22 protein-coding genes and 1 tRNA gene are annotated in these 21,654 nt (G+C 51.2%); all 23 read left to right on the top strand.

Going from position 1 to position 21,654, the window contains the following annotated elements:
• Positions 1-58 precede the first annotated feature (58 nt).
• The 23 genes from nrdD (at position 59) to IZU26_RS06070 (ending at position 21,632) form a co-directional block, all read left to right on the top strand.
• The gene (gene nrdD / locus IZU26_RS05960; RefSeq protein ID WP_433004672.1) at positions 59-613 is read left to right on the top strand and encodes an anaerobic ribonucleoside-triphosphate reductase; all 555 of its coding nucleotides are present in this window, start codon (positions 59-61) and stop codon (positions 611-613) included.
• A complete protein-coding gene (locus IZU26_RS05965) occupies positions 610-1,392 on the top strand; it encodes a radical SAM protein (RefSeq protein ID WP_433277509.1) in 783 nt (260 codons plus the stop codon). Before nrdD ends, IZU26_RS05965 begins: the two co-directional genes overlap by 4 nt.
• A gap of 220 nt (positions 1,393-1,612) precedes the next feature.
• A tRNA-Met gene (locus IZU26_RS05970) sits at positions 1,613-1,685 on the top strand.
• A 217-nt stretch (positions 1,686-1,902) separates the two neighbouring features.
• Entirely contained in the window at positions 1,903-2,847 is a 945-nt protein-coding gene (gene argF / locus IZU26_RS05975) for an ornithine carbamoyltransferase (RefSeq protein ID WP_433277511.1), read from the top strand.
• Positions 2,848-2,936: 89 nt separating this feature from the next.
• A complete protein-coding gene (locus IZU26_RS05980) occupies positions 2,937-3,371 on the top strand; it encodes a hypothetical protein (protein WP_156002175.1) in 435 nt (144 codons plus the stop codon).
• Positions 3,372-3,383: 12 nt separating this feature from the next.
• Positions 3,384-4,370 carry a DHH family phosphoesterase gene (locus tag IZU26_RS05985; RefSeq protein ID WP_433277514.1) on the top strand — a complete coding sequence of 329 codons (987 nt, stop codon included), beginning with the start codon at positions 3,384-3,386 and terminating at the stop codon, positions 4,368-4,370.
• A gap of 255 nt (positions 4,371-4,625) precedes the next feature.
• Complete coding sequence (locus tag IZU26_RS05990; protein WP_310823205.1) at positions 4,626-5,579, top strand: 3-hydroxyacyl-CoA dehydrogenase; 954 nt, start codon at positions 4,626-4,628, stop codon at positions 5,577-5,579.
• A 148-nt stretch (positions 5,580-5,727) separates the two neighbouring features.
• A complete protein-coding gene (locus IZU26_RS05995) occupies positions 5,728-6,648 on the top strand; it encodes a hypothetical protein (RefSeq protein WP_310823204.1) in 921 nt (306 codons plus the stop codon).
• A gap of 82 nt (positions 6,649-6,730) precedes the next feature.
• On the top strand, positions 6,731-7,384 hold the full coding sequence (gene rdgB / locus IZU26_RS06000) for an RdgB/HAM1 family non-canonical purine NTP pyrophosphatase (protein ID WP_433277517.1): 654 nt from the start codon (positions 6,731-6,733) through the stop codon (positions 7,382-7,384).
• A 226-nt stretch (positions 7,385-7,610) separates the two neighbouring features.
• The gene (locus tag IZU26_RS06005) at positions 7,611-8,471 is read left to right on the top strand and encodes a flagellin (protein WP_021330164.1); all 861 of its coding nucleotides are present in this window, start codon (positions 7,611-7,613) and stop codon (positions 8,469-8,471) included.
• A gap of 272 nt (positions 8,472-8,743) precedes the next feature.
• The gene (locus IZU26_RS06010; RefSeq protein ID WP_021331322.1) at positions 8,744-9,595 is read left to right on the top strand and encodes a flagellin; all 852 of its coding nucleotides are present in this window, start codon (positions 8,744-8,746) and stop codon (positions 9,593-9,595) included.
• A 105-nt stretch (positions 9,596-9,700) separates the two neighbouring features.
• Positions 9,701-10,087: a flagellar protein FlaG gene (locus IZU26_RS06015; protein WP_021331308.1), complete on the top strand. Its 387-nt coding sequence runs from the start codon at positions 9,701-9,703 to the stop codon at positions 10,085-10,087.
• 26 nt (positions 10,088-10,113) lie between these two features.
• Complete coding sequence (fliD, locus tag IZU26_RS06020; RefSeq protein WP_433277520.1) at positions 10,114-12,174, top strand: flagellar filament capping protein FliD; 2,061 nt, start codon at positions 10,114-10,116, stop codon at positions 12,172-12,174.
• 23 nt (positions 12,175-12,197) lie between these two features.
• Positions 12,198-12,797 carry a hypothetical protein gene (locus IZU26_RS06025; RefSeq protein ID WP_433277522.1) on the top strand — a complete coding sequence of 200 codons (600 nt, stop codon included), beginning with the start codon at positions 12,198-12,200 and terminating at the stop codon, positions 12,795-12,797.
• Positions 12,787-13,881: a PilZ domain-containing protein gene (locus tag IZU26_RS06030; RefSeq protein ID WP_433277524.1), complete on the top strand. Its 1,095-nt coding sequence runs from the start codon at positions 12,787-12,789 to the stop codon at positions 13,879-13,881. The genes IZU26_RS06025 and IZU26_RS06030 overlap by 11 nt, the downstream gene beginning before the upstream one ends.
• A 31-nt stretch (positions 13,882-13,912) precedes the next feature.
• Complete coding sequence (locus IZU26_RS06035; RefSeq protein ID WP_021331328.1) at positions 13,913-14,176, top strand: hypothetical protein; 264 nt, start codon at positions 13,913-13,915, stop codon at positions 14,174-14,176.
• A complete protein-coding gene (gene tsaE, locus IZU26_RS06040) occupies positions 14,173-14,604 on the top strand; it encodes a tRNA (adenosine(37)-N6)-threonylcarbamoyltransferase complex ATPase subunit type 1 TsaE (RefSeq protein WP_310823200.1) in 432 nt (143 codons plus the stop codon). Before IZU26_RS06035 ends, tsaE begins: the two co-directional genes overlap by 4 nt.
• A 29-nt stretch (positions 14,605-14,633) precedes the next feature.
• On the top strand, positions 14,634-15,311 hold the full coding sequence (tsaB, locus tag IZU26_RS06045; protein WP_433277527.1) for a tRNA (adenosine(37)-N6)-threonylcarbamoyltransferase complex dimerization subunit type 1 TsaB: 678 nt from the start codon (positions 14,634-14,636) through the stop codon (positions 15,309-15,311).
• Positions 15,312-15,411: 100 nt separating this feature from the next.
• A complete protein-coding gene (locus tag IZU26_RS06050) occupies positions 15,412-16,899 on the top strand; it encodes a polysaccharide biosynthesis protein (protein WP_433277529.1) in 1,488 nt (495 codons plus the stop codon).
• A complete protein-coding gene (locus IZU26_RS06055) occupies positions 16,892-18,118 on the top strand; it encodes a DegT/DnrJ/EryC1/StrS family aminotransferase (RefSeq protein WP_433277531.1) in 1,227 nt (408 codons plus the stop codon). The genes IZU26_RS06050 and IZU26_RS06055 overlap by 8 nt, the downstream gene beginning before the upstream one ends.
• Positions 18,111-20,354, top strand: coding sequence for a xanthine dehydrogenase family protein molybdopterin-binding subunit (locus IZU26_RS06060; protein ID WP_433277533.1), 2,244 nt, complete (start codon positions 18,111-18,113; stop codon positions 20,352-20,354). The genes IZU26_RS06055 and IZU26_RS06060 overlap by 8 nt, the downstream gene beginning before the upstream one ends.
• A complete protein-coding gene (locus tag IZU26_RS06065) occupies positions 20,351-20,839 on the top strand; it encodes a (2Fe-2S)-binding protein (protein ID WP_021331307.1) in 489 nt (162 codons plus the stop codon). The genes IZU26_RS06060 and IZU26_RS06065 overlap by 4 nt, the downstream gene beginning before the upstream one ends.
• Entirely contained in the window at positions 20,829-21,632 is an 804-nt protein-coding gene (locus IZU26_RS06070; protein ID WP_433277535.1) for an FAD binding domain-containing protein, read from the top strand. The genes IZU26_RS06065 and IZU26_RS06070 overlap by 11 nt, the downstream gene beginning before the upstream one ends.
• Positions 21,633-21,654 lie beyond the last annotated feature (22 nt).

The raw sequence follows: 21,654 nt of genomic DNA on the forward strand, positions 1-21,654 counted from the left end.
TATTATATCTAATACATATATGATATATTTACAACTATGGGCTTAGGGGGAAATTGCTATGACTGAATTGAAACGAACGATCAAAGAAATCGATGCGGATATCGAAGCGACGAGGGCGGCGCTTGCGGACGTACACGGCTCGGAAACCGAAGTGTATGCGCGCATCGTCGGCTATTACCGCGCAGTCCGCAATTGGAATAAAGGCAAACGCGAAGAATACGATCACCGGAAAATGTTCGCCGTTCCCGAAAGTGCGGCGTACGAAATCACCGAAGCGGACAGCGCATGCGAGTGCGCATCCCCTGCACGAGTTACACAGCCTGCGGCAAAAGTCGCCGCCTCGCGCGCATCGGGTTTTGAAAAAAGCGGCAGATGGGAACTCTTTTCGAGAAAAACCTGCCCCAACTGCCCGCCGGTACAAGCGTATATGGCAAAGCTTTCGATGAGCGGCAAAACGATCGACGTCGACACCGATGAAGGACTTGCCGAAGCTGCAAAAAAAGGCGTATTCGCTTCTCCGACGGTTATCGTCTATGACGAATCGGGTGAAGAAAGCGCGCGGTGCCACAGCGTTGAAGAGCTCGACGCAGTATTCGCTTCCGTCACCGCATGACGGAAACTTCGATTCCCGAAACGCTCCTGCACGTAAAAGCCGGTGTCCTCATAAAGACGACGCTCGTCGATTTTCCCGGGCGCGTCGCCTCTTGTCTTTTTTTGCGCGGCTGCAATCTCCGCTGTCCCTATTGCTATAACGCCGGCCTCGTGCTCGGCGGAAAAGCGGCAGCGGACGATATCTATGCGACGGCGGAAGAAGTCTTTTTACACCTCGAAAAACGGAAAAATGTCCTCACGGGTTTTGTCATAAGCGGTGGAGAGCCCCTCGTAAATCCGCTTACGCCCTACCTCGTCCCTTATGCAAAAGCGCTCGGCTACCGTGTAAAGCTCGACACGAACGGCACATTGCCCGACGAACTGAACGCTCTTATCGAAGACGATAAAATGCGCCCCGACTTTATCGCGATGGATATAAAAACCTCCCCGTCGCGCTACGGCGAACTCTCGGAAAAAGCAAAAACGCAGGACAAATCGGCTGCGGCAAAAATCGCGGAGGATTTTTCATCCCGCATTGCACAAACCGCCCGCCTCACGTCTTCTCTCCCGCCTTCTTCGCGCGAATGGAGAACCGTACTCGTCCCGCCCCTCGTAACAAAGCGCGACATAGAAGAAATGGCCGCCCTGCTCCCTTCCGACGCATCGTGGAGATTTGCGCAGTTTCGAAACGAAAACTGCATCGATCCCGCATATAACGATATCGCCCCGTACTCCGATGCGGAAGCCGCTTCTCTCGTCGCATACGCAAAAACCTTTATTAAAGATTCCGAACTCCGCTGATACGAAAGATGCGAGCCAACTGTATTTTATCGATACGGTTGCCATATATATGCTGTCGGTAACCGTTTTTAAAATTGCAAGAATCTTGCAGTTCTTGCACGAATTCTTGCAAATCTTGCAAGAACGGGAAACTTACCGTATGCAGGATGAGGGCATCGAAAAGGTCGCGAACACCTTATTGACAAAAATAAAAGAAATATGCTATGCTCGGTTTTATCATGGCGGCATAGCTCAGTTGGTAGAGCATACGGCTCATATCCGTAGTGTCTGTGGTTCAATCCCACATGCCGCTAAATACGCTCACATACTTATGTAGAATAAGCAATATACAAAATAAGCTTCCGACCTGAAAAAGCCCGGCTTTTTCAGGGACGCGGCGGTGCGATGCTTTCGCATCGCTTAGGGTAATCCGCCGCGGGTTCAATCCCACATGCCGCTAATAATTTTACACGATTGTGCTCAGGTAATTTACAAAACTTTCCATTCAAGCTACTATATTCGTAAACAGTTATGGAAACATTTAAAGCTCCGTTTAAAGGGCGATCCCTCCTCAATTGGATCGATTGGTCGCCGGACGAAATCGAAACCCTGCTCGACATCGCATGTACCGTAAAAGCGGAAGCGAAACGGGGAGAAGTTCACGCTCGCTTTGCCGGAAAAACTATCGCACTTATTTTCGAAAAACGATCGACGCGCACGCGAAGCGCTTTTGAAAGCGCATTCGGCGAAGAAGGCGGGCATCCGGTTTTTATGTCGACGCAGGACATCCAGCTCGGTGCAAAAGAATCGGTCAAGGACACGGCGCGCGTGCTCGGCCGGATGTTCAACGCGATCGAATTCCGCGGGTTTAAACAGGAACACGCAGAAGAGCTCTCCCGCTGGTCGGGCGTTCCCGTCATCAACGGGCTGACCGACGCCTTTCATCCGACTCAGGCGCTCGCCGATGTGATGACATTGAAAGAGAGGTTCGGGAAACTCAAAGGACTCAAATGGTGTTTTTGCGGCGACGGCAGAAACAACGTCGCGCGGAGCCTCATGCTCATTTCGGCAAAGCTCGGAATCGACTTTTCGGTCTACAGCCCCAAAGAGCTTTTCCCGGACGAAGCGATTCAAAAAATCTGCGCTCCGTTCGCCGCTCAGTCGGGAGCAAAGATCACTCTCGGCGACGATAAAAGCGTCGTCCGCGGTGCCGACTGTCTCTATACCGACGTATGGGTGTCGATGGGAGAAGAAGCGCTGAAAGATGCGCGTACAAAGCTGCTCTCTCCTTTTCGCGTAACGGAAGAGCTCATGAGAGAAACCGGCAAATCGACATCCGTCTTTATGCACTGTCTGCCTGCGGTCAAAGGCGAAGAAGTGAGCGAAGCGGTGTTCGAAAGCGAAGCGAGTATCGTATGGGACGAAGCGGAAAACAGAAAACACACGATAAAAGCTATTATGCTCGGCATAATGTGACGATACATAAAATAAGCGGTTTTTCCGCGCATAAAGCGCGCGAGGTAAACTCGATTACCGGTTTTTAAGGAGTTTTTATGGGAATTGTTATGAAAAAGATTGTCCTGTGTTTTGCAGCCCTTGTGCTCTGCGCCGCAGCTTTGACGGCGCAAAAAACGACGCAGCCGAAGCTCGACGAAAGCAAATGGTCTTCCGTTACCTATTTTACCGTTCCCCTATATAAAGTGCTGCAGACGGAAGACGCATACGTTGTCATCTATGCAAAAAATAAAGTCGGAGCAGGTTCGACGACGATTCCGAAAAAATGGGCAAAGGGCAATACCGAAAATCCGCGCAAATTGAAATTCCGCACGGTGCGCGGAACGCTTCAACCCTTTATGACGATCGTCAAAGACAACGGCAAATTTTTACGCGTCATTTTAAGCGTCCCCCCGACGAAGAACACCGATTTTTGGGGATTGGCCGATCCGAATAAAGTGACGGATACCGACAAAGATACGCTCGAAGAACTCGACTTAAACTGAGCGCAATCTTTTATGCAACTGCTCACAGAAACGGAAGCCGCATCGTTCCGAGATTTTATCGACCGGCATGATTTTTTTTACATCTGCGGTCATAAAGAGCCCGACGGCGATTGCATCTGTTCGTGTATCGCGCTCGGTATGCTCGTTCAAAAAAAAGGCAAAGAGTTTCAGCTGCTTTCCGCAGGGCCCTTTAAGCGTACCGAAATAAAGCGATATGAAAATCGATTTTCTTCTTCGATGCGTTTTTTAAGTGAAGAAGAGCGTAAAAAGAGCGCACTCATCATCACGGACTGCTCGGAATACGCGCGGCTCGGAGACATCGACGGTGACTTGCACAACCTCGATACTTGCGTCATCGATCACCATAAGACAGCCTCTGCTCCGGAGGGCGCGCTTTGCATCATCGACCCGTCTTCCCCCGCCGCCTGCGCGATCGTTCAGATTTTGTACGAAAGCGTTGTCGGCCCCATACCGAAAGATGCAGCGGAAATTCTTTTTACCGGTTTGTGCACCGACACGGGATTTTTCCGCTTCCTCGAATCGGATTCCGCCGAAGTGTTCAAAGCCGCCTCCCGCCTCGTCTCTTCGGGCGCAAATCCGAGAGCAACCTACGACTTTATTACCGGCGGAAAGCCTTACGAAACGCGGAAACTCCTCGGTTCCGCTCTTTCCCGCGCGGAACGCTATCTTGACGGAAAACTCATCGTCACGAGCGAAACGACGGACGATACGCAAAAATGGGGCGCCGAAGGCCGCGATTCGGACGCATTGTATACGCTGCTTCTCGCTTCGGAAAAAACGCTTGCTGTCGTTTTCGTAAGACAGGAAAGCGAACATTCGTGTACGATAGGATTCCGTTCGCGCGGAAACGTCGACGTGAGCGCGGTCGCGGCAAAATTCGGCGGCGGCGGGCACAAAAACGCTTCAGGCGCAAGTTCGAGCGGAAAAATCGATACGCTCATCCCTCAAATCGTCAAAGAATTCGCCCGCGTTTTATAAGGGCGCGAAGAGAGATATTGATTTTCAAGGAGATACGATAAAAAGCGCCGTCTGAAATATCGCCGACACTTTTTATCTCGAGTTTGCTTGGATGTTTGCAGAAGACGTGTATACGTGTTATTTCGATAAAAATCGCATGACTAGGATACGTTTTGTTTTGCAAACTCGACTATTGAACGTGTGCGCACACGCGCACGGCTAAAAACTTTTTCGGAAATTGATATTTCCTGCAAAAGTTTTTATGGGAGTATATATATGAGCATTACAAAGGTTGTTGTAGCGGGCGGCGGCGTATTGGGAAGTCAAATCGCATTTCAAGCGGCATACAAGGGATTCGATGTTACGATATGGCTGCGTTCCGACGCGTCGATCGGACGGTCTCAGCCGAAAATCGACAGGCTGCACGGAATATACCTTGCCGAATTGACCGATGCCGAAACGAAAATCGGCACAAAGGGAGCGATCTTTTCAAGAGGCCTCATAGACGACAGCGAGCATATAAGCGCCGAAAAAATCGCCCGCCTCAAAAAAAATGTCGAAACGGCGTATAAAAACCTAAAGCTCACAACCGACCTTGCTTCGGCAGTCAAAGACGCCGACATCGTCATCGAAAGCATGGCTGAAAATCCCCAAGCGAAAAAAGAATTTTATGACGCGCTTTCGGCCGTCCTTGAAGATAAAACCATTGTCGCGACAAACTCGTCTTCTATGGTACCGAGCATGTTCCGCGATCACGTCAAAAATCCGAAACGCTATTTGGCCATCCACTTTGCAAACAATATCTGGCGCAACAATATGACCGAAATCATGGGACACGACGGAACCGATCCTGCCGCATTCGATGCGGTCGTCGCCTTTGCCAACGACATCGGCATGATACCGCTCAAAGTTCTAAAAGAGCAGCCCGGCTATCTCCTCAATTCCATGCTCATCCCCTTTTTAACGGCCGGCGAAGCCCTGCTCGCAAACGAAGTCGGAGATGTAAAAACCATCGATTTGGCATGGAAGCTCGGCACGGGAAGCCCGCTCGGCCCCTTTCAAATCCTCGACATCGTCGGTTTGGAAACGGCGTACAACATTACGATGAACCGTCCCGACTCTTCCGATCCGGCTTCGCTCCACGGGCGCATCGCGAAAATCCTGAAAGGTTACATCGACGAAGGTAAAACGGGTATCAACGCGGGCGAAGGCTTTTACAAATACAAATAAACTTATCTCCGCAGTGCTTTTACTCGAAACACCGATCGATATCCGGTCGGTGTTTTTTTTGCACCGCATAAAAACATCGACCCGCCGCAGATTTTGGCATAAATATTGCTATCTCTAACAGTATCCAAATGGAAAGGAGACAGCAAATATGGATACAAAAAAAATCGATGAATTGCCGAACCTCGTCAAAGCGGGAATGATTTCTCGAACGGAAGCCGTCAAGCATATCGCAGAAAATATACACCGCGAACCCTACCGTTTCGGCCTTATGGGATTCGACGAAGATTTTAAAAGCGAAATCATTTTGACTTTTTTGCAAAAAGGCGGACAGATTTTCGAACGATTCGATGAAAACTGCGGCGCGTTCCGTTCTTACCTCTACGCTTTCGTACAGGGGTTGATTTTGACGCGAAAACGCGACGAACTACGACGATTTATTGCGGACAACACTATAAAATCGTTTTCGTACTCCGAAGCTGTCGAGCGTTTGCAAAACGATACGGTACTTACCGTTGCGGAAAAGGCCGTAAGCTACGCACCTGTTTCTAACACGAAAATCTGGAAAACGCTCACACGAAGATGCAAACCGAAAAACGCAAGCGATGCGAAAACCGCGCTCATCCTCGCGCTGAAATCGAGCTACTACATTTCCGCGTCTTCCGTCGACGACGTGTGTTCATATTGCAAACTGCAAAGCGCGGAACTGCAGCGCCTCATCGCCGAACTCAATTCACTTTTGTATTCGCGGATCGAACGACGCAACACGATTATCAGGCGGCGGGACAATGCATATTACTTTCACCGAAAATACTATATACAGATGAAAATGTGCGACAAAGAAAAAACCGATATGGAAAGGCTTTTGAAAAAATACCGCAAGCAAACGGAAAGTTGGGAACACAAAAACAAAGAACTCCGGCAAAGCCGCTGGCGCGTCTGCCCGACAAATAAAATGATTGCAAACATACTCGGCATCTGCGAACGGCAAGTAAGCCACTACATCACGAGAGCACAAAAGCTCGTACGTGAAGAACAAAACGAAACCGAAACGACGGATATTCCCGAATGAAGCTCGGAAAGAACACGGAAAATAGAAGCGCAAAGTTCCGTCCGCGTTGCGAAAATCTTGCTTCCGCTGTATGATGGATTGTATGAAACTCTACCTCGCTACGAACAATGCGCACAAAAAGCGCGAAGCGGCGGAAATCTTTTCGCCGCACGAAATCGTCATTCCTGCAGACGAAAGAATCGATTTTGATCCGGAAGAAACGGGAGCGACGTTTTTCGAAAACGCTTTGATAAAAGCGCGCGCGCTCTACGACATCGTGCGCTGCCCGGTCCTCGCCGACGATTCGGGCATTTCGGTCGACGCACTCGGCGGGAGACCCGGCATTTTCTCTTCGCGCTACGGCGGACGGGATTTTCCACGAGGCAGAGCGGACGGCAAAAAGACGGCGCAGGACGCGCAAAACCGCTTTCTCATCGAAGAGTTGAACGATACGATTATGCAGAGTTCGGGCGATTGTCGTTTTTTGCACGGCGAGCGGAGTGCGCATTACACGTGTTCGATGGTACTCTATTTGGGGGACGAGCGCATGTACGCTGCGCAGGAAACGATGGAAGGGCAAATCGTCGCATCGATCGAAGATTCTCGCGGAAACGGCGGCTTCGGCTACGATCCGATTTTTTTTATCCCCGAAATCGGAAAAACCGCAGCGGAACTTTCCGACGAAGAAAAAAATGCAATTTCCCACCGCGGAAAGGCGGGGCGCAGTATGCGGCGCATCATCGAAATGCTCCGATGATCCATTGAAAAAATCGAAAAAAATTTAAAAATTCGCTAAAGTTTTTTGTTCTCCGTGCCGATAGTGAATAAGGATTGGAATTTGCGGCGCGACTTGTTAAGCCGTACCGTTGCAAATTTACAATTCACTTGCAGAAAAGTGTAGATGTAGCCTTGTAAACAGATGCACTTTTTTGCAAACCGGCAGAAAGGATTCTGCCGTACATCTATTCCACGGAGGAATACCTATGGTTATCAACCACAACATGTCGGCATTCTTTGCCAGCCGTCAGCTCGGCGTTACCGGTGTCAGTCTTGCAAAAGATATGGAAAAGCTTTCATCGGGCGAACGGATCAACCGCGCGGGAGACGATGCGTCGGGACTCGCCGTATCTGAAAAGATGCGCAGTCAAATCCGCGGTTTGAATCAAGCGTCGACGAACGCGCAAAACGGTATCAGTTTTATCCAAACGACCGAAGGCTATCTGCAGGAAACGACGGACATCATCCAGCGCATCCGCGAACTGGCTATCCAAGCGTCGAACGGCATCTACAGCGATGAAGACCGCATGCAGATCCAAGTCGAAGTTTCTTCCCTCGTAGAGGAAATCGACCGCGTCGCAAGTTCCGCCCAATTCAACGGCATGAACATGCTCACCGGACGTTTCGCCCGCCCGACGGGAGAAAACACGGTTACCGGTTCCATGTGGTTCCATATCGGAGCGAACATGGATCAGAGGATGCAGGTGTACATCGGCACGATGTCGGCGACGGCGCTCGGACTGCGCGTGCTCGGTACGGAAGAAAAGGTTTCGATTGCAACGCCGGAAGAAGCGAACCGCGTCATCGGCACGCTCGACGAAGCGATCAAGCGGATCAACAAACAGCGAGCCGATTTGGGCGCGTATCAAAACCGCATGGAATACGCGATCCGCGGCCTCGATATCGCAGCCGAAAATACGCAGGCGTCGGAAAGCCGCATCCGCGATACAAACATGGCAAAACAGATGGTCGAGTTTACGAAAAATACCGTTTTGCAACAGGCGGGAACGGCGATGCTCGCACAGGCGAACGCGCAGACGCAAAATGTCTTGTCATTACTGAGATAGTGTAGTACACTTATAGAGGAAAGGCGGGTTCCGCCCTATTTCCGTGTGTACTGTAACTATCGAGCATGCGTTCGGACATGCTTTTGTTCTTTGACAATGTGCAATCCATAGGTTGTGGCGGCAGGAAAAATCGGCTTGCAAAAAGGCTGATTTTTCCTGCCGTAACGGGTCTGAATCTGCTTTCCGGGGGCGCACTAACCGGAAAGTCAGCCTTCACGGCAAGGTCGCAGAGCATGATGTTCTGCGGTACGTAAACATGGAGGGCACAAATTATGATTATCAATCACAATATGAGTTCGCTCTATGCGGAACGTGTGCTCGGCATTTCGAATGCCAACATACAGGGAAACATCGAGAAACTCGCTTCCGGCGAAAGGATCAATAAAGCCGGAGATGATGCATCGGGTCTTGCAGTGTCCGAAAAGTTGCGGAGTCAAATCCGCGGTTTGAATCAGGCAGGGCGAAACATCGAAAACGGTGTATCGTTTTTGCAGACGACGGAAGGCTATCTTCAGGAAACAACGGATATCCTTCAGCGCGTCCGCGAACTGGCGATTCAAGCGTCGAACGGCATCTACAGCGATGAAGATCGCATGCAGATTCAAGTTGAGGTTTCTCAGCTTGTGTCGGAAGTCGATCGTGTCGCAAGTCAAGCGCAATTCAACGGCATGAATATGCTTACGGGCAGTTTCGGCCGCTGGGACGGCGCAAAGACGATGCAGTTCCATGTCGGTGCAAACGTCGACCAAAACGTCCGCGTATACATCGGCACGATGACGGCAACGGCGCTCGGCTTGAAAAACGCAAACGGTGACAACGAGCAGATTTCGATTGCAACGCCGGACTTGGCAAACGCCACGCTCGGCGCCGTAGACAGCGCGCTGCTTCGAGTAACGAAACAACGGGCGGATCTCGGTGCGTATCAAAACCGCTTCGAGATGGCGTCAAAAGGCGTAAACGTCGCTGCGGAAAACATGCAGGCTGCCGAATCGCGTATTAGAGATACCGATATGGCTGCGGAAATCGTGGACTACACGAAAAACTCGATTCTCACACAATCGGGAACCGCGATGCTTGCACAGGCAAACAGCCAAACGCAAAACGTTTTAGCGCTGCTGCAGTAAAGAAATCGGATTATTGTCCGAGAGACAACCGGATGTCGTCTTTTTGACAATAAACGTAACGGAAAGGATGCGCCCCTTCCCGTTCTTTTTCAGGAGGATTGCCCTATGAATACAATTACCAGCAGTATCGGGCAGGCTTTGGCAATGGATGGCCAGAACTACTTCAAAGTCGCTCCGCAAATACCGGGTGCCGGTACGGCGACGGCGGGAGTCGCCCGCTCGGTGCCGGGAGGAGCTGAAGTAGCGCAAAACATTGCACAAAATCTCGCCGAAATACGGGAAAACGCACAGCAGCTCCAACGGCTGTCCGATATGGTGATGGGACGAAGGAGCCTGCGCTTCAGTGTCAATGAAGAGCTCGGACAAGTCGTCATCAGCGTATTGGATCCGAGCACCAACAAGGTGATCAAGGAGATACCGTCCGAAGATATACAGAAGATGAAAGTCAGCATGAAAAAAGCGATCGGTTTGCTTTTTGACGAAATGATTTAATCGAATCGTTCGGACGAACGCGGATTATGCCAGGATTGAACATACCGGGTGTCACCGACAAATACAACACGAACGACACGGTAGAAAAACTTATGAAGGTTGAGCGTGTCCCGCTCACAAGGGAACAGGACACGCTGAAAACCTACCAAGCGCAGCAAAACGCGTGGCGGGACGTTAACCGAAAGTTGACGGAATTCCGCGACAGCGTTAAAACGCTGTATTCCCACGAAAATCCGTTCAACAATAAGCTCGCCTCATCATCCGACGAATACGCGATTACGGCGGATGCGAATCGGGGCGCGCAGTATCAATCATTTAAAGTCAACGTCATACAGCCGGCGACCGCCGACCGTTTTTTATCGTCCGAACTCCCCGATAACACAAAAGTCCCCCAAGGCACTTACACGTTTCGCGTCGCCGACAAATCCGTTTCGTTTAACTGGAAAGGCGGCTCTCTTACCGATTTTTCAAAAGCGCTCAACAAGAGAGGCGGCGATCTTATCAATTCGCTCGTCATCGGATCGGGGGCGGGAACGAAAACGATCCTCATCGAATCGAAAAAAACGGGAGAAGCGAACCGTCTCACGTTTGAAGACGAAGCGAAAACCTTTGCGATCGAAACGGGGATGATAAGAGCGGTAAAATCGGATGCGGCGTCATTCGGAAAGGTAAAAACGGAATTCCGCCCCGCTCCGCCGCAAACGACCTCCCTCGAACAGGAAGGACTCCCTCGCCTCACGAATGCGGCAATCGCCGTTTCAAACGGAAGCGTGACGATTCCGCCGAGAAGCGGATTTTCCCTTGCAGTGCCGCAGGGAAATGAAGGAAAGCGTATTTCGTTTACGCTCACAAAAGAAGCGGTCGAAGACGTAACGGAAGCGCTCAATAAAAGACCGCTTGCGCCCGAACTTCCGAGCGCAGGCTATGCGTCGTTTCAGGATGTCGTCATCGACAACAATCCGTCGGATACCATGCTTCCGAAAAATACGGAAACGAAAAACACGGATCTTTTACCCGTAACGTCGGCAAGCGTCGTCTACGCGGCCATGAGCGACGGGAGCGAAAAAGAAATCGCGACGCCGAATATTTTGACGAGCGACAAAACGACTGTCGATATCGACATGAACGATTACCCGGGTATCGCTTCGATCGTCATCCGAAACAGGAACACGGGAAGCGCTTTTACAATGTCGTCCGTTTCGCTCTACGATCCGAAGTCCGCAGGCGGTTTTACGCCGAACAATGCCGCATCGACGGCGCAAGATGCGATCATCACGTACGAAGGCATTACGATCAAGCGGCCGACGAACGATATCGACGACGTCGTGCCCGACGTAACGCTCCACGTACATGAAAAAACCGAAAGGACGGCGACGATCAAAATAGATCCTGATGTCAAATCGGCAAAAGACGCGCTCATCACTTTCGTCGGAAAATACAACGAATCGATCGCGCAAATCAATATCCTTTCGCAAAACAAAAGCGAAATCGTCGACGAGCTCACCTACCTTTCCGACGACCGGCGCGAAAAAGAAAAAGAGCGGCTCGGTCTTTTTATGGGCGACTTTTCGCTTACGAGCATGAAATCGAATTTTCAAGCGATTCAAAGCGCGCGCTATCAGGCAAAAGGAGATGCGGTCATAACAATGCTCTCGCAAATCGGCATTTCGACGAACGCGAGCGGGAGCACCGGAGGCTATACGCCGAGCCGGCTGCGCGGTTATCTCGAAATCGATGAAAAAAAACTCGACGCCGCCCTCACCTCTCACCTTGAAGATATTAAAAATATGTTCGGCTATGACAGCGACGGAGACCTCATAGTCGATTCGGGCATCGCATACCGATTGGATCGCGAACTCGGCGCATACGTTCAAACGGGCGGCATCATCGGCACGAAAATAAGCGCGCTCGGCACGCGCATCAAATCGTCCGAAACGAAGATAGCGCAGCTCGAAACGCAGATGGATAAAAAAGAAAAAGAGCTTCGAAGAAAGTTTGCGAGCATGGAAGGGTCGCTGAACAGTCTCGAAAACCAGCAGACGACCATTTCGAATTTTATGCGGCGAAACAACAGAAATAACGAATAAAAAAAATCGATTAAGGAATTGTTATGGATTTATTTGTCAACGGTGCAAAAATCGACGTGACGCTTGAAGGCGAAAAAACGATCGGAGACGTGTTACGCTCGTTTGAAGCGACATGCGAAGAAAACGACGCTGCCGTCATCGGTATCTACATAGACGGGCAAAAAGTCGACGCTTCTTCGTTCGACGAATATGCAAAGCTTCCGCTTGCACCTGCGATGAAAATAGAATTCGAAGTTGTGACAAAACAGTCGATAGCCGATTCTTTTAAAAAGCTTTCCGGTCTTTTTTCATCGCTTGCCGAACGCATGGAACGCGTTCCCGTCGATCTGCAAAACGGCAAAGGAAAAGAAGCGACGAAATCGATCGCAGAGCTTGCCGACGATATCGAAGTTTTTTGTCGGACGGCTTCTCTGGCATCCCTTTTTCCCGACACCTACAGCGCAATCGTCATAGACGGAAAACAAGTGTCCGAGTTTTTTGCCGACCTTACACCCGTACTTTCGGACTTCGAAGAAGCGCTCAAAGCGAACGATACGGTGCTCGTCGGCGATTTGGCCGAATACGAAATATGTCCGCGTTTAAAGCTTGCCTCAAAAGCGCTGGAGGTTTTCCATGCGCTATAACGTACCGAGCGGCATCACGCCTCTCCAAGCGCGGCTTGCGACAAAGTATTACGCATATTTACTCATCCCCGCCTTTATCATACTCGTCTTTTTCGTCATCTACCTGTTGTATCAAATACGAAAGCGCATCCGCTCTTCTCCCGAATGGATTGAAGCGCAAAAAAAACGGCCGACGACCTACGGCGACATCGAAAAGACGGCAAAGCGGCTTTCGCTTTCGAAGGACGAAGCTTCCCTTTTGTGGGAGATCTGCCGCGCGAATAAAGCGCCCAATATAAGCTATCTCATCTACAATGCGGCCGAAGTCGATAAACTCTTCAACGCTCACTACGCCGCGATGGTAAAAAACGGCAGCTCCGAAAAAAAGATCACGTCTCTTTTCAGACTCCGCCGTAAAATCGAAATACAGGACGCAGCGGATACGTGGATCACGTCGACGGCAGGCATACCCGAAGAGACAAAACTTTCATTTTTGTTGTTGCCGGGCGTACAGATCCGATGCACCTTGAAAAAAAATACGGCGGAAAATATGACGCTTTCCATTCCGCGAACGCTATACAACTCGGAACGTAAACCCGCCCCGCTTTCAAAAAGCGATTTCGTGTTTATGACGAGGAGCGGTATGACCTACCGCTTTCAAACACGCGTCATCCGTTATTCGATCGGTTTCGACGACGGTACTGAGATGATATTGTCGCATACAAACGATCTGCAGCCGCAGACAAAGCGGAAATCGAAGCGCAGTGCCATCAACGTTCCCTGCGTTTTTTTTGCGGCGAACGACAGACAGGAAAAAACAAAACCGCACAACGGCATCCTTGCGAACGTTTCCGGGGACAGCTGCGCGATTGTGACGAATCTCCCGATAAAAGAAAACCAGCGTCTGCGCGTTTCGATCATGCTTTCCGAAACGACATACGAAGCGACGGGACTCATCGTCGGCGTTCATAAAAACCCCGCAAACAATACGTTTTCCCTCGGCGTTCTCTTTACGGACATATCCGATAAAGCACGGAATCGCATCTTCGCATACGTGTATCGATACGGCGCCGTACCGGACGACGAACGGAATATCCCGTCTTGATTATTAAACTTTATTACGGTATCGTACAGAAATGAGAGTTGTAGAAATTCGGAACATCTGCCGCGAAGAAGGCAGCATTTATTATCTCCGCAAATTCAAAGGAGAGGCTATCATAGAGCTTCCCGGAGGCGATTTTGAGACGCCTGTGGAGTTCAGCATAGAAACCGATCCGCTCGGTACAAAAAAAATCGACGTAATCATTTCGGAACCGATCAACTATCCCGTTGTTCCGATTAAAAGCGCATTGAGGACATATATCATCACAGCGGATTCCAAAGGAAAGCTGCCCCTATGACCTTTACGACGAAGAGCGCCGAAGAAACCGAAACGCTCGGACAAAAAATCGGCGCGCTCCTGAAAAAAGGCGACATACTTGCCATGCGCGGTCCGCTTGCTGCAGGAAAGACGACGCTCACCAAGGGCATCGCACGTTCCCTCGACATACGCGATGAAATCACGAGTCCCACTTTTTGTCTCATCAGCGAATATTCGGGAACGATGCCGCTCTACCACATGGACGTCTATCGTCTCGACGGCGCCGAAGATTTTATCAATCTCGGAACGGACGATATGCTTTACGGAGAGGGCGTATGCGTTATCGAATGGAGCGAAAAGATCATGAGTGAACTGCCCGATACGGCGATTGCGATCGACATCGGCGTAAACGACGACGGCTCGCGCACCGTGCGCATCTCCAACTGGCCGCACGAAACGATACGGTAGGGCGCATTTAGATTTTTCGGGAGGATTATGTGAAAGCGATTGCGATAGATTCCGCCGGAACGCGCCTTACAGTCGCTGCAAAAAACGATGATGCCGTCGTCTCTTCGGTCTACGATATCGGCATGAAACAATCGGAAACGCTCCTTCCCGCAATCGATGCCGCCGTATCGAAAGCGGGCTTACGGATAGCGGAGCTCGACTATACGGCGCTCTGCCGAGGACCGGGTTCTTTTACGGGACTCAGGCTCGCCTTTGCCGCGCTTAAAGCCGTCGAACAGGCGACGGGCGCGCCCATCTACGGCATCCCGACACTCGAAGTCTACGCCTATCCCTACCGCGCCCTCCCCTTTCCCGTCGTTTCCGCAATCGATGCGAAAAAACACAGATTCTACGCAGCGGTTTTCGAAAGCGGAACGGAAATGCTTCCGTCCGGAGATTATGAAATCGAAACGATACTGCATGCCTTAAAAGATGCGAAAGAAGCGCTCTGCACGGGACCCGATGCGAAGCGTTTTGCCGAAGCCGCCCGACAAAACGGTGTCGGCACAACGCTGTATGCGCTCGATTTTTCGGAACTTACGACCGACTCGCTCTTTGCACTCGCCGAAGCGAAAATCGCAGCGGGAGAAAAACCGCTTGCCGATTTCGACGGCCCCGTATACATCCGCGCAAGCGAAGCGGAAGTCAAACGAAATTCGAGCGAGTAGCATACCCGTATCGTTCCGTCTGTGAAGTGCGGCCGCACGGCTTTTACAGAGTCGTTTATCGAATTGTAAAACGCGGACGGCTGTGCTATAATGAAAAACCGTGAACAGATCCGACAAGCATTTGTACATAATCGGCGCGGGATTTGCAGGCATTTCCATTGCCGGCGACATCAAGCGTAAAAAAATATTCGGCAAAGTCGCAGCCTTTCTCGACGATGACAAATCGCTCATCGGCCAGGAGTTCGACGGCATTCCGGTGCTCGGTCCTGTTGCCGACATCGCAAAGATTATCCGCTGTACCGACAGCGACGAAGCGATCATCGCGATTCCGAGCGCAAGCGTCGAACGGATAAAAGAAATTTACGAAACGCTCAAATCGGGCGGCTTTAAGCATATCAAAATTCTTCCGAGCGTGAGCCAGATCGTAAACGGTACGGCGCATTTGGTGCAGGCGCGAGATATCGATCCGCTGGACATACTCGGACGCACGCCCGTAACGATTTCGCTGAAAGAAAGTCTTTCGTACTTGCGCGGAAAGCGCGTGTGCATCACGGGAGCCGGAGGTTCCATCGGCTCGGAGCTTTCGCGTCAGCTTTTGTCGGGAGGAGCCGAACGTTTGTACCTCTTCGGTCACGGCGAAAATTCCATCTATCAAATAGACCGCGAACTGCACCTTTTGCAAAAAGAAGGCGTCGGCGAAAAAGCGACGGTCGTGCCTATCATCGGCGACATGAAAGATAAAGACTATGTCGACTACATCGTTTCGCACACGAAATGCGACGTCGTCTTTCACTGTGCGGCTTATAAACACGTTCCGCTCATGGAAGAAAATCCCGTCGCCGCGATCGAAAACAACGTATTCGGCACGAAAAATCTTCTCGATGCGTGCATCGCTCACGGTGTCCGCCGCTTCGTGCTCGTTTCGACCGACAAAGCCGTCAGTCCCGTTTCCGTCTACGGCGTATCGAAAATGCTGTGCGAAAAACTCGTGCTCTCCTATGCCGATAAAGCGCGGGACGGAACATCGTTTATGTTCGTCCGCTTCGGCAATGTACTCGGTTCGCGCGGTTCCATTTTACCGCTCTTTATGGAACAGATTAAAAACGGAGGCCCCGTTACCGTCACCGACAAAGCTATGGAGCGCTATTTTATGACGATACCCGAAGCGTGTTCCCTCGTCTTGCGTACGGGCGGCGTCGGCGAAAACGGTTCGTCCTACCTCCTCGATATGGGGCAGCCCGTAAAGATAACGGAGCTCGCCGAACAGATTATCCGTTTCAGCGGTTTCGAACCGTACAAAGACATCGACATCGTATTTACCGGAGCGAGAAAAGGAGAGCGGGCCATCGAACCCTTACGGCTTCCCGAAGAAGAAGCGCAAAAAACTTCGTACAAAAAAATTATGCGTTTGAAAAACACGCCGTACGCCGAAGCGCACTTGCGCTCGCTCCTTGAAAAGCTCTATCCCGTATGTTTCCGCACTTCAGGTGAAGAAAAAAAATACCGCAACAAACAATATCTCGTGTCCGTACTTTCCGAAGACGTCCCTTCTCTCAAAGCCTTTTACGCGGAGGCAAACCGTGGCTGACATACACGTTCCCTTTTCCCGCCCCGCTATAGGCATCGAAGAAGAGCGGGCGGTGCTCGAAGTGCTTAAAAGCGGCTGGCTCACGACGGGAAAATACGCGCTGCGTTTTGAAAGCGATTTTTCCGACATGATGAACGCTGTGAAAAGCGACGTCCTGAGCGCAAGAGAAGCGCTTTCGCTCGATGTGCAAAACGTGCAAAGCTTTGCCGTAAACAGCAATACGAGCGGTATGATCCTCGCGATGGATGCGTGCGGCGTTACAAAGGGAAGCGCCGTAATCACGACGCCCTACACGTTCGTATCGACCGCCGCATGCGCGCGGCATTTGGGAGCGGACGTATTTTTTGCCGACATCGAAAAAGATTCCTACAATATCGACGTGCAAAACATCGAAGCCATATTGCAGAGCGAAAACGGAAAGCGAGTAAAAGCGATCGTGCCGGTACACATCGCCGGAAACGTGTGCCGTATGGAAAAAATATGCGCCCTTGCAAAAGCGTACGATGTCCGCGTCATAGAAGATGCGGCGCACTCCTTCCCTTCTCCGACAAAGCTCGGTTACGCGGGAACGATCGGAGACGCAGGCGTATTTTCGTTTTACGCGACAAAGACCATAACGACGGGCGAAGGCGGTATGGTATGCGTACGCGATGAAAAGCTTGCAAAGCGCATCGCGCTCATGCGTATGCACGGCATGGACAGAGCTGCATGGGATCGCTATACGTCCCCCCGCGCTTCGTGGGAATACGATATCGCCGAATGCGGCTATAAATTCAATTTGCCCGATATCCTCGCCGCGCTCGGCATCGAACAGTTGAAAAAAGCCCGCGCATTTTTGGAAGCGCGGAAAGCTGTTGCAAAAAAATACGACGATGCGTTTTCAAAACTCGACTTTATCGAAGTCCCTCCCGACGGAGAGGGAAACGCATGGCATCTCTACCTCATGCGTATAAAACCGGATGCGCTCACGATTTCCCGCGACGACTTTGCAAAAGAACTGCAGTCGCGCGGCATCGGCGTTTCGGTGCACTTTATACCCCTCTTTCATTTTACGTACTGGAAAAAATTGTATCCCGAATTCCGTGCGTTTCATTTTCCGAATGCACAAAAACGTTTCGCATCGACGATTTCGATCCCGCTGTGGCCCGGTATGACAAGCGATATGACGGACAGCGTCATCGAAGCGGTCGGATCCATAGGAGCGGTACACCATGCCTGAAAAAGCGAAAAAGAAAAGCGACAAAAAAGGGAAAAAAGAGCCGCTGCTCGTGTATGAATACTACACCGACTGTATCAAAGCCGATATGCTTTACGGCGCGCTCGTGAGAGGTCCCGTGTCGTCGGGTACGATCGTCGGCATATCCGTTCCCGAACTGCCTGAAGGTTATGCGTTTTTTACCGCGCGTGACATTCCCGGAAAAAATGCGATGCGCACGCTTGCATCAGACACACCCGTATTCTGTACCGAGCGTGTTTCGTATTTCGGAGAACCCGTCGGTATCATCGTCGGGCCGGACGAAGAGACCGTGTACGAGCTCACGAGCAAAATCGAAATAGCCTTTGACAGCGCGACGGTCGAATCGGCGCTGCGCTCGGTTGCAAAGGGCTACGCGCTGCCTGCGGTGACGCTGCCGAAAGAAAAGAGCGAATCGAAAAAGCTTTTAAAAATCGCACACGCAATGTACATCGATGCGCCGGAGGACACGCCCGTTCCGATTGCGCAAGACGGTGCCGACTCGAACGAAAAAACGAGTGAAGTCGTCGCCGAACGCACAGTACAAACGGGCTGCTTCCGCTCCGAAAGCAAAGCGGAAGAACTGTTTCGAAATGCCGATTACGTCGTATCGGGTACATGGGTGCAAAACACCGTGCAGCCGTCGTGGCCGGAAACGAACGGCGCGTTTTGCTTTATGGAAAACGGTACACTCACGATCTTTGCACCGACGCAGTGGCCGCTCTATCTCAAAAGCGCCGTTTCAGCCGCGCTCAAAATCGGCGAAGACCGCATCGTCATAAAGGGAACGAATACGTCGGGACACGATGCGAACGGTATGTGGCGCAACGCGACGCTCGTCATCCAAGCTTCTCTCGCCTCATATTTGACGGGAAAGCCGGTAAAGCTTTCGCTTTCCCGCGAAGAACACAAAACCTTTATGAAGCCCGGAGTCGCCGCCTCTATCACGTGCGAGAGCGCCGTTTCGAAAGCGGGCGATATACTGGCGACAAAGATTTCGATCGAAGCCGACGTCGGATACTGTAATCCCTTCGCACAGGAAATCGTCGATCGCCTCGCGATCGCTTCGTGCGGCGTATACGATATCCCAAACATTTTAATAAGTGCGAAAGCCGCGACCTCGCCTTCTTCTCCGACATCCGTGTTCGCCGATATCATCGACGCGCAGGCGTTTTTTGCGATCGAAAACCACGTGCAGCAAATAGCCGAACGCGCCGAGATACTACCGTCCGAATTCCGCATAAAAAATATGCGTACCGCTTCCGAACAAAGCACCATGCCCTTTACGTTCCGCACGGGTAAAACGGAAGCTGCAATCGCGAACGCCGTCAAAATAAGCGATTATAACCGCAAATACGCCGCATTTAAAATCGATGCGGCCGAAAAGTCCGATTCGCTCGATACTTTTTTTGCGCTGCCGATACGCGGTATCGGCATGGCTTGCGCCTTCGGCGGTTCGGGCTATTTGAACAACGATCTCGTTACGGAAAAACAAAAGGTATCGGTGACGCTCGAAGAAGACGAAACGGTGACGATTCACTCTCCCGTCCCGTCCGCGACGATTTCGGATATTTGGACAAAGCTCGTATCATCCCTGCTCAAAGTATCTTCGTCCGCCGTCACGATATCGCCGGACGAACAGAGCGGAAGCGATTTGCCGACGCCGAACAGTATCTACGGCAGCTTGAGCATTACGACACAGCTTTTGCATCAGTGCTGCACCGAACTCGAAAAAAAGAAAGCGGCAAAACAAGCTCTTCCGATCACCGTAAAAAGAGGTCTTCCGCCGGCAATCAAAAAGCTGTGGAACAAAGAAACTTTTTCCGGCGTCCCCTTTTACACGAGTTCGTTCGGATGCGCTGTCGTCGAAATCGAACTCGATCCCTATACGTACAAAGAACGCATCAAAGGAATATGGATAACGATCGACTGCGGACAAGTGTTCGCGCTGCGGGCAGCCGAAAATACGATCCGTATCGCGATCCAACAGGAACTCGTACAGCTCGTCAAAGGAGAGACGATCTCGTGCGACGGCGTGCATATTTCGTTTGTGCAGTCGGACTCTCCTCCGTCTCAAATCGGAAACCTCGTACACAGCATTATCCCCGCAGCCTTTTCGGCCGCTCTTTCGCAGGCACTCGGCTTTTGCATACGCGAACTGCCGTGCAGTGCCGAAACGATGCATTCCAAAACGCAAAATCTTTCCGGAGAAAACGCATGAAGATACCTGTGACGCTCGACGGTGAAAAAACCCTACTCGAAGCTTTGCCGTACGAAAAATTGATAAACGTGCTCAGAAGAGGCGGCCGCCTTTCGGCAAAGTGCGGCTGCGGCGAAGGGGTATGCGGCGCGTGTACCGTCTGCCTTGACGGCAAAGCCGTTCCGAGCTGCATCGTTCCCGCTGCCCTCGCGCGGGATGCCGATATCGTGACGCTCGACGCTTTTACAAAAACCGAAGACTACGGAGACATCGCCAAGGGGTTTAATAAAGCCGGCATACGGTTGTGCGGCTATTGCAACGCAGGAAAAATATTTGCGGCACAGACTGTTTTAAACACCGCCGTAAAGCCCGCAAGAAAGCTAATCGCGGAGCAAGTGTCGCTTCTTTCGCCGTGCTGTACAAACACCGATATGCTCGTCGACGGCATCCTCTATGCTTTCGATTTTAGAGTGCAGCGCATGGGAGCGCAAAAAAATGCAAAATAATCACACGTTTTTCTTTGCAAAGACGACAGCCGAATTGTTTTACCAGCTCACATCGGTATCGGCTCTCGAAGTCGTCGGCGGCTGCACATCCCTTGAGCGTATGCCTCAAAAAGCGATTTCCGTTCACGGCATCTCCGATCTCGCTTCCATAACGATGCACGAACGGTATATCGACTGCGGACCGGCCGTTACGCTTTCGGACATTCTCTCGCTTGCGAGCGCGCGGGTTCCCGAAGCGCTTACCGAATCGGTCAAAAGCATCGCAAACCCCTTTGTGCGGAACATCGCGACCCTCGGCGGCAATATCTGTGCAAAAGGAATACGGCGTACGCTTTACGCCCCGCTTCTCGCCCTCGATGCGAGGCTCGAATTAAAAAGCTCGCTCGACTCCGTCTACGTGCCGCTCCTCAATTTTACCGGCATACCGCACGGTTCGATTTTATCGAACATCCGCATACCCCTCGGCGACTGGGACGTAACGGTATTCCGCCGTCTCGGAGCCGACCGGAAAATTACCGAGACGAGCGCTTCGTTTGCGTTTCTTGCAGACAACGAAAAAAACATGATAACGAATATCAAACTCGCGTTTTCGGGGGCGGTGACGTTTCGCTGTATCGAACTCGAAAACCGCCTCATCGGAACGCGCTTGCCGCTTGCGGCAAAAGACATCTCGCTTTTTACCGACACGGCCGCTTTGCAATTCGACGAAGCGGCAAAAGACGTTTCGTACAATCCGATTTTACGGACACAATTTATCAATTTGACGCGCTATTCGCTCGAACAGCTGACATAAAGCGATTACGAAGCGGATGCTG

The organism is Treponema sp. SP13 (genome assembly GCF_050938355.1).
GTDB lineage: Bacteria > Spirochaetota > Spirochaetia > Treponematales > Treponemataceae > Treponema_D > Treponema_D socranskii.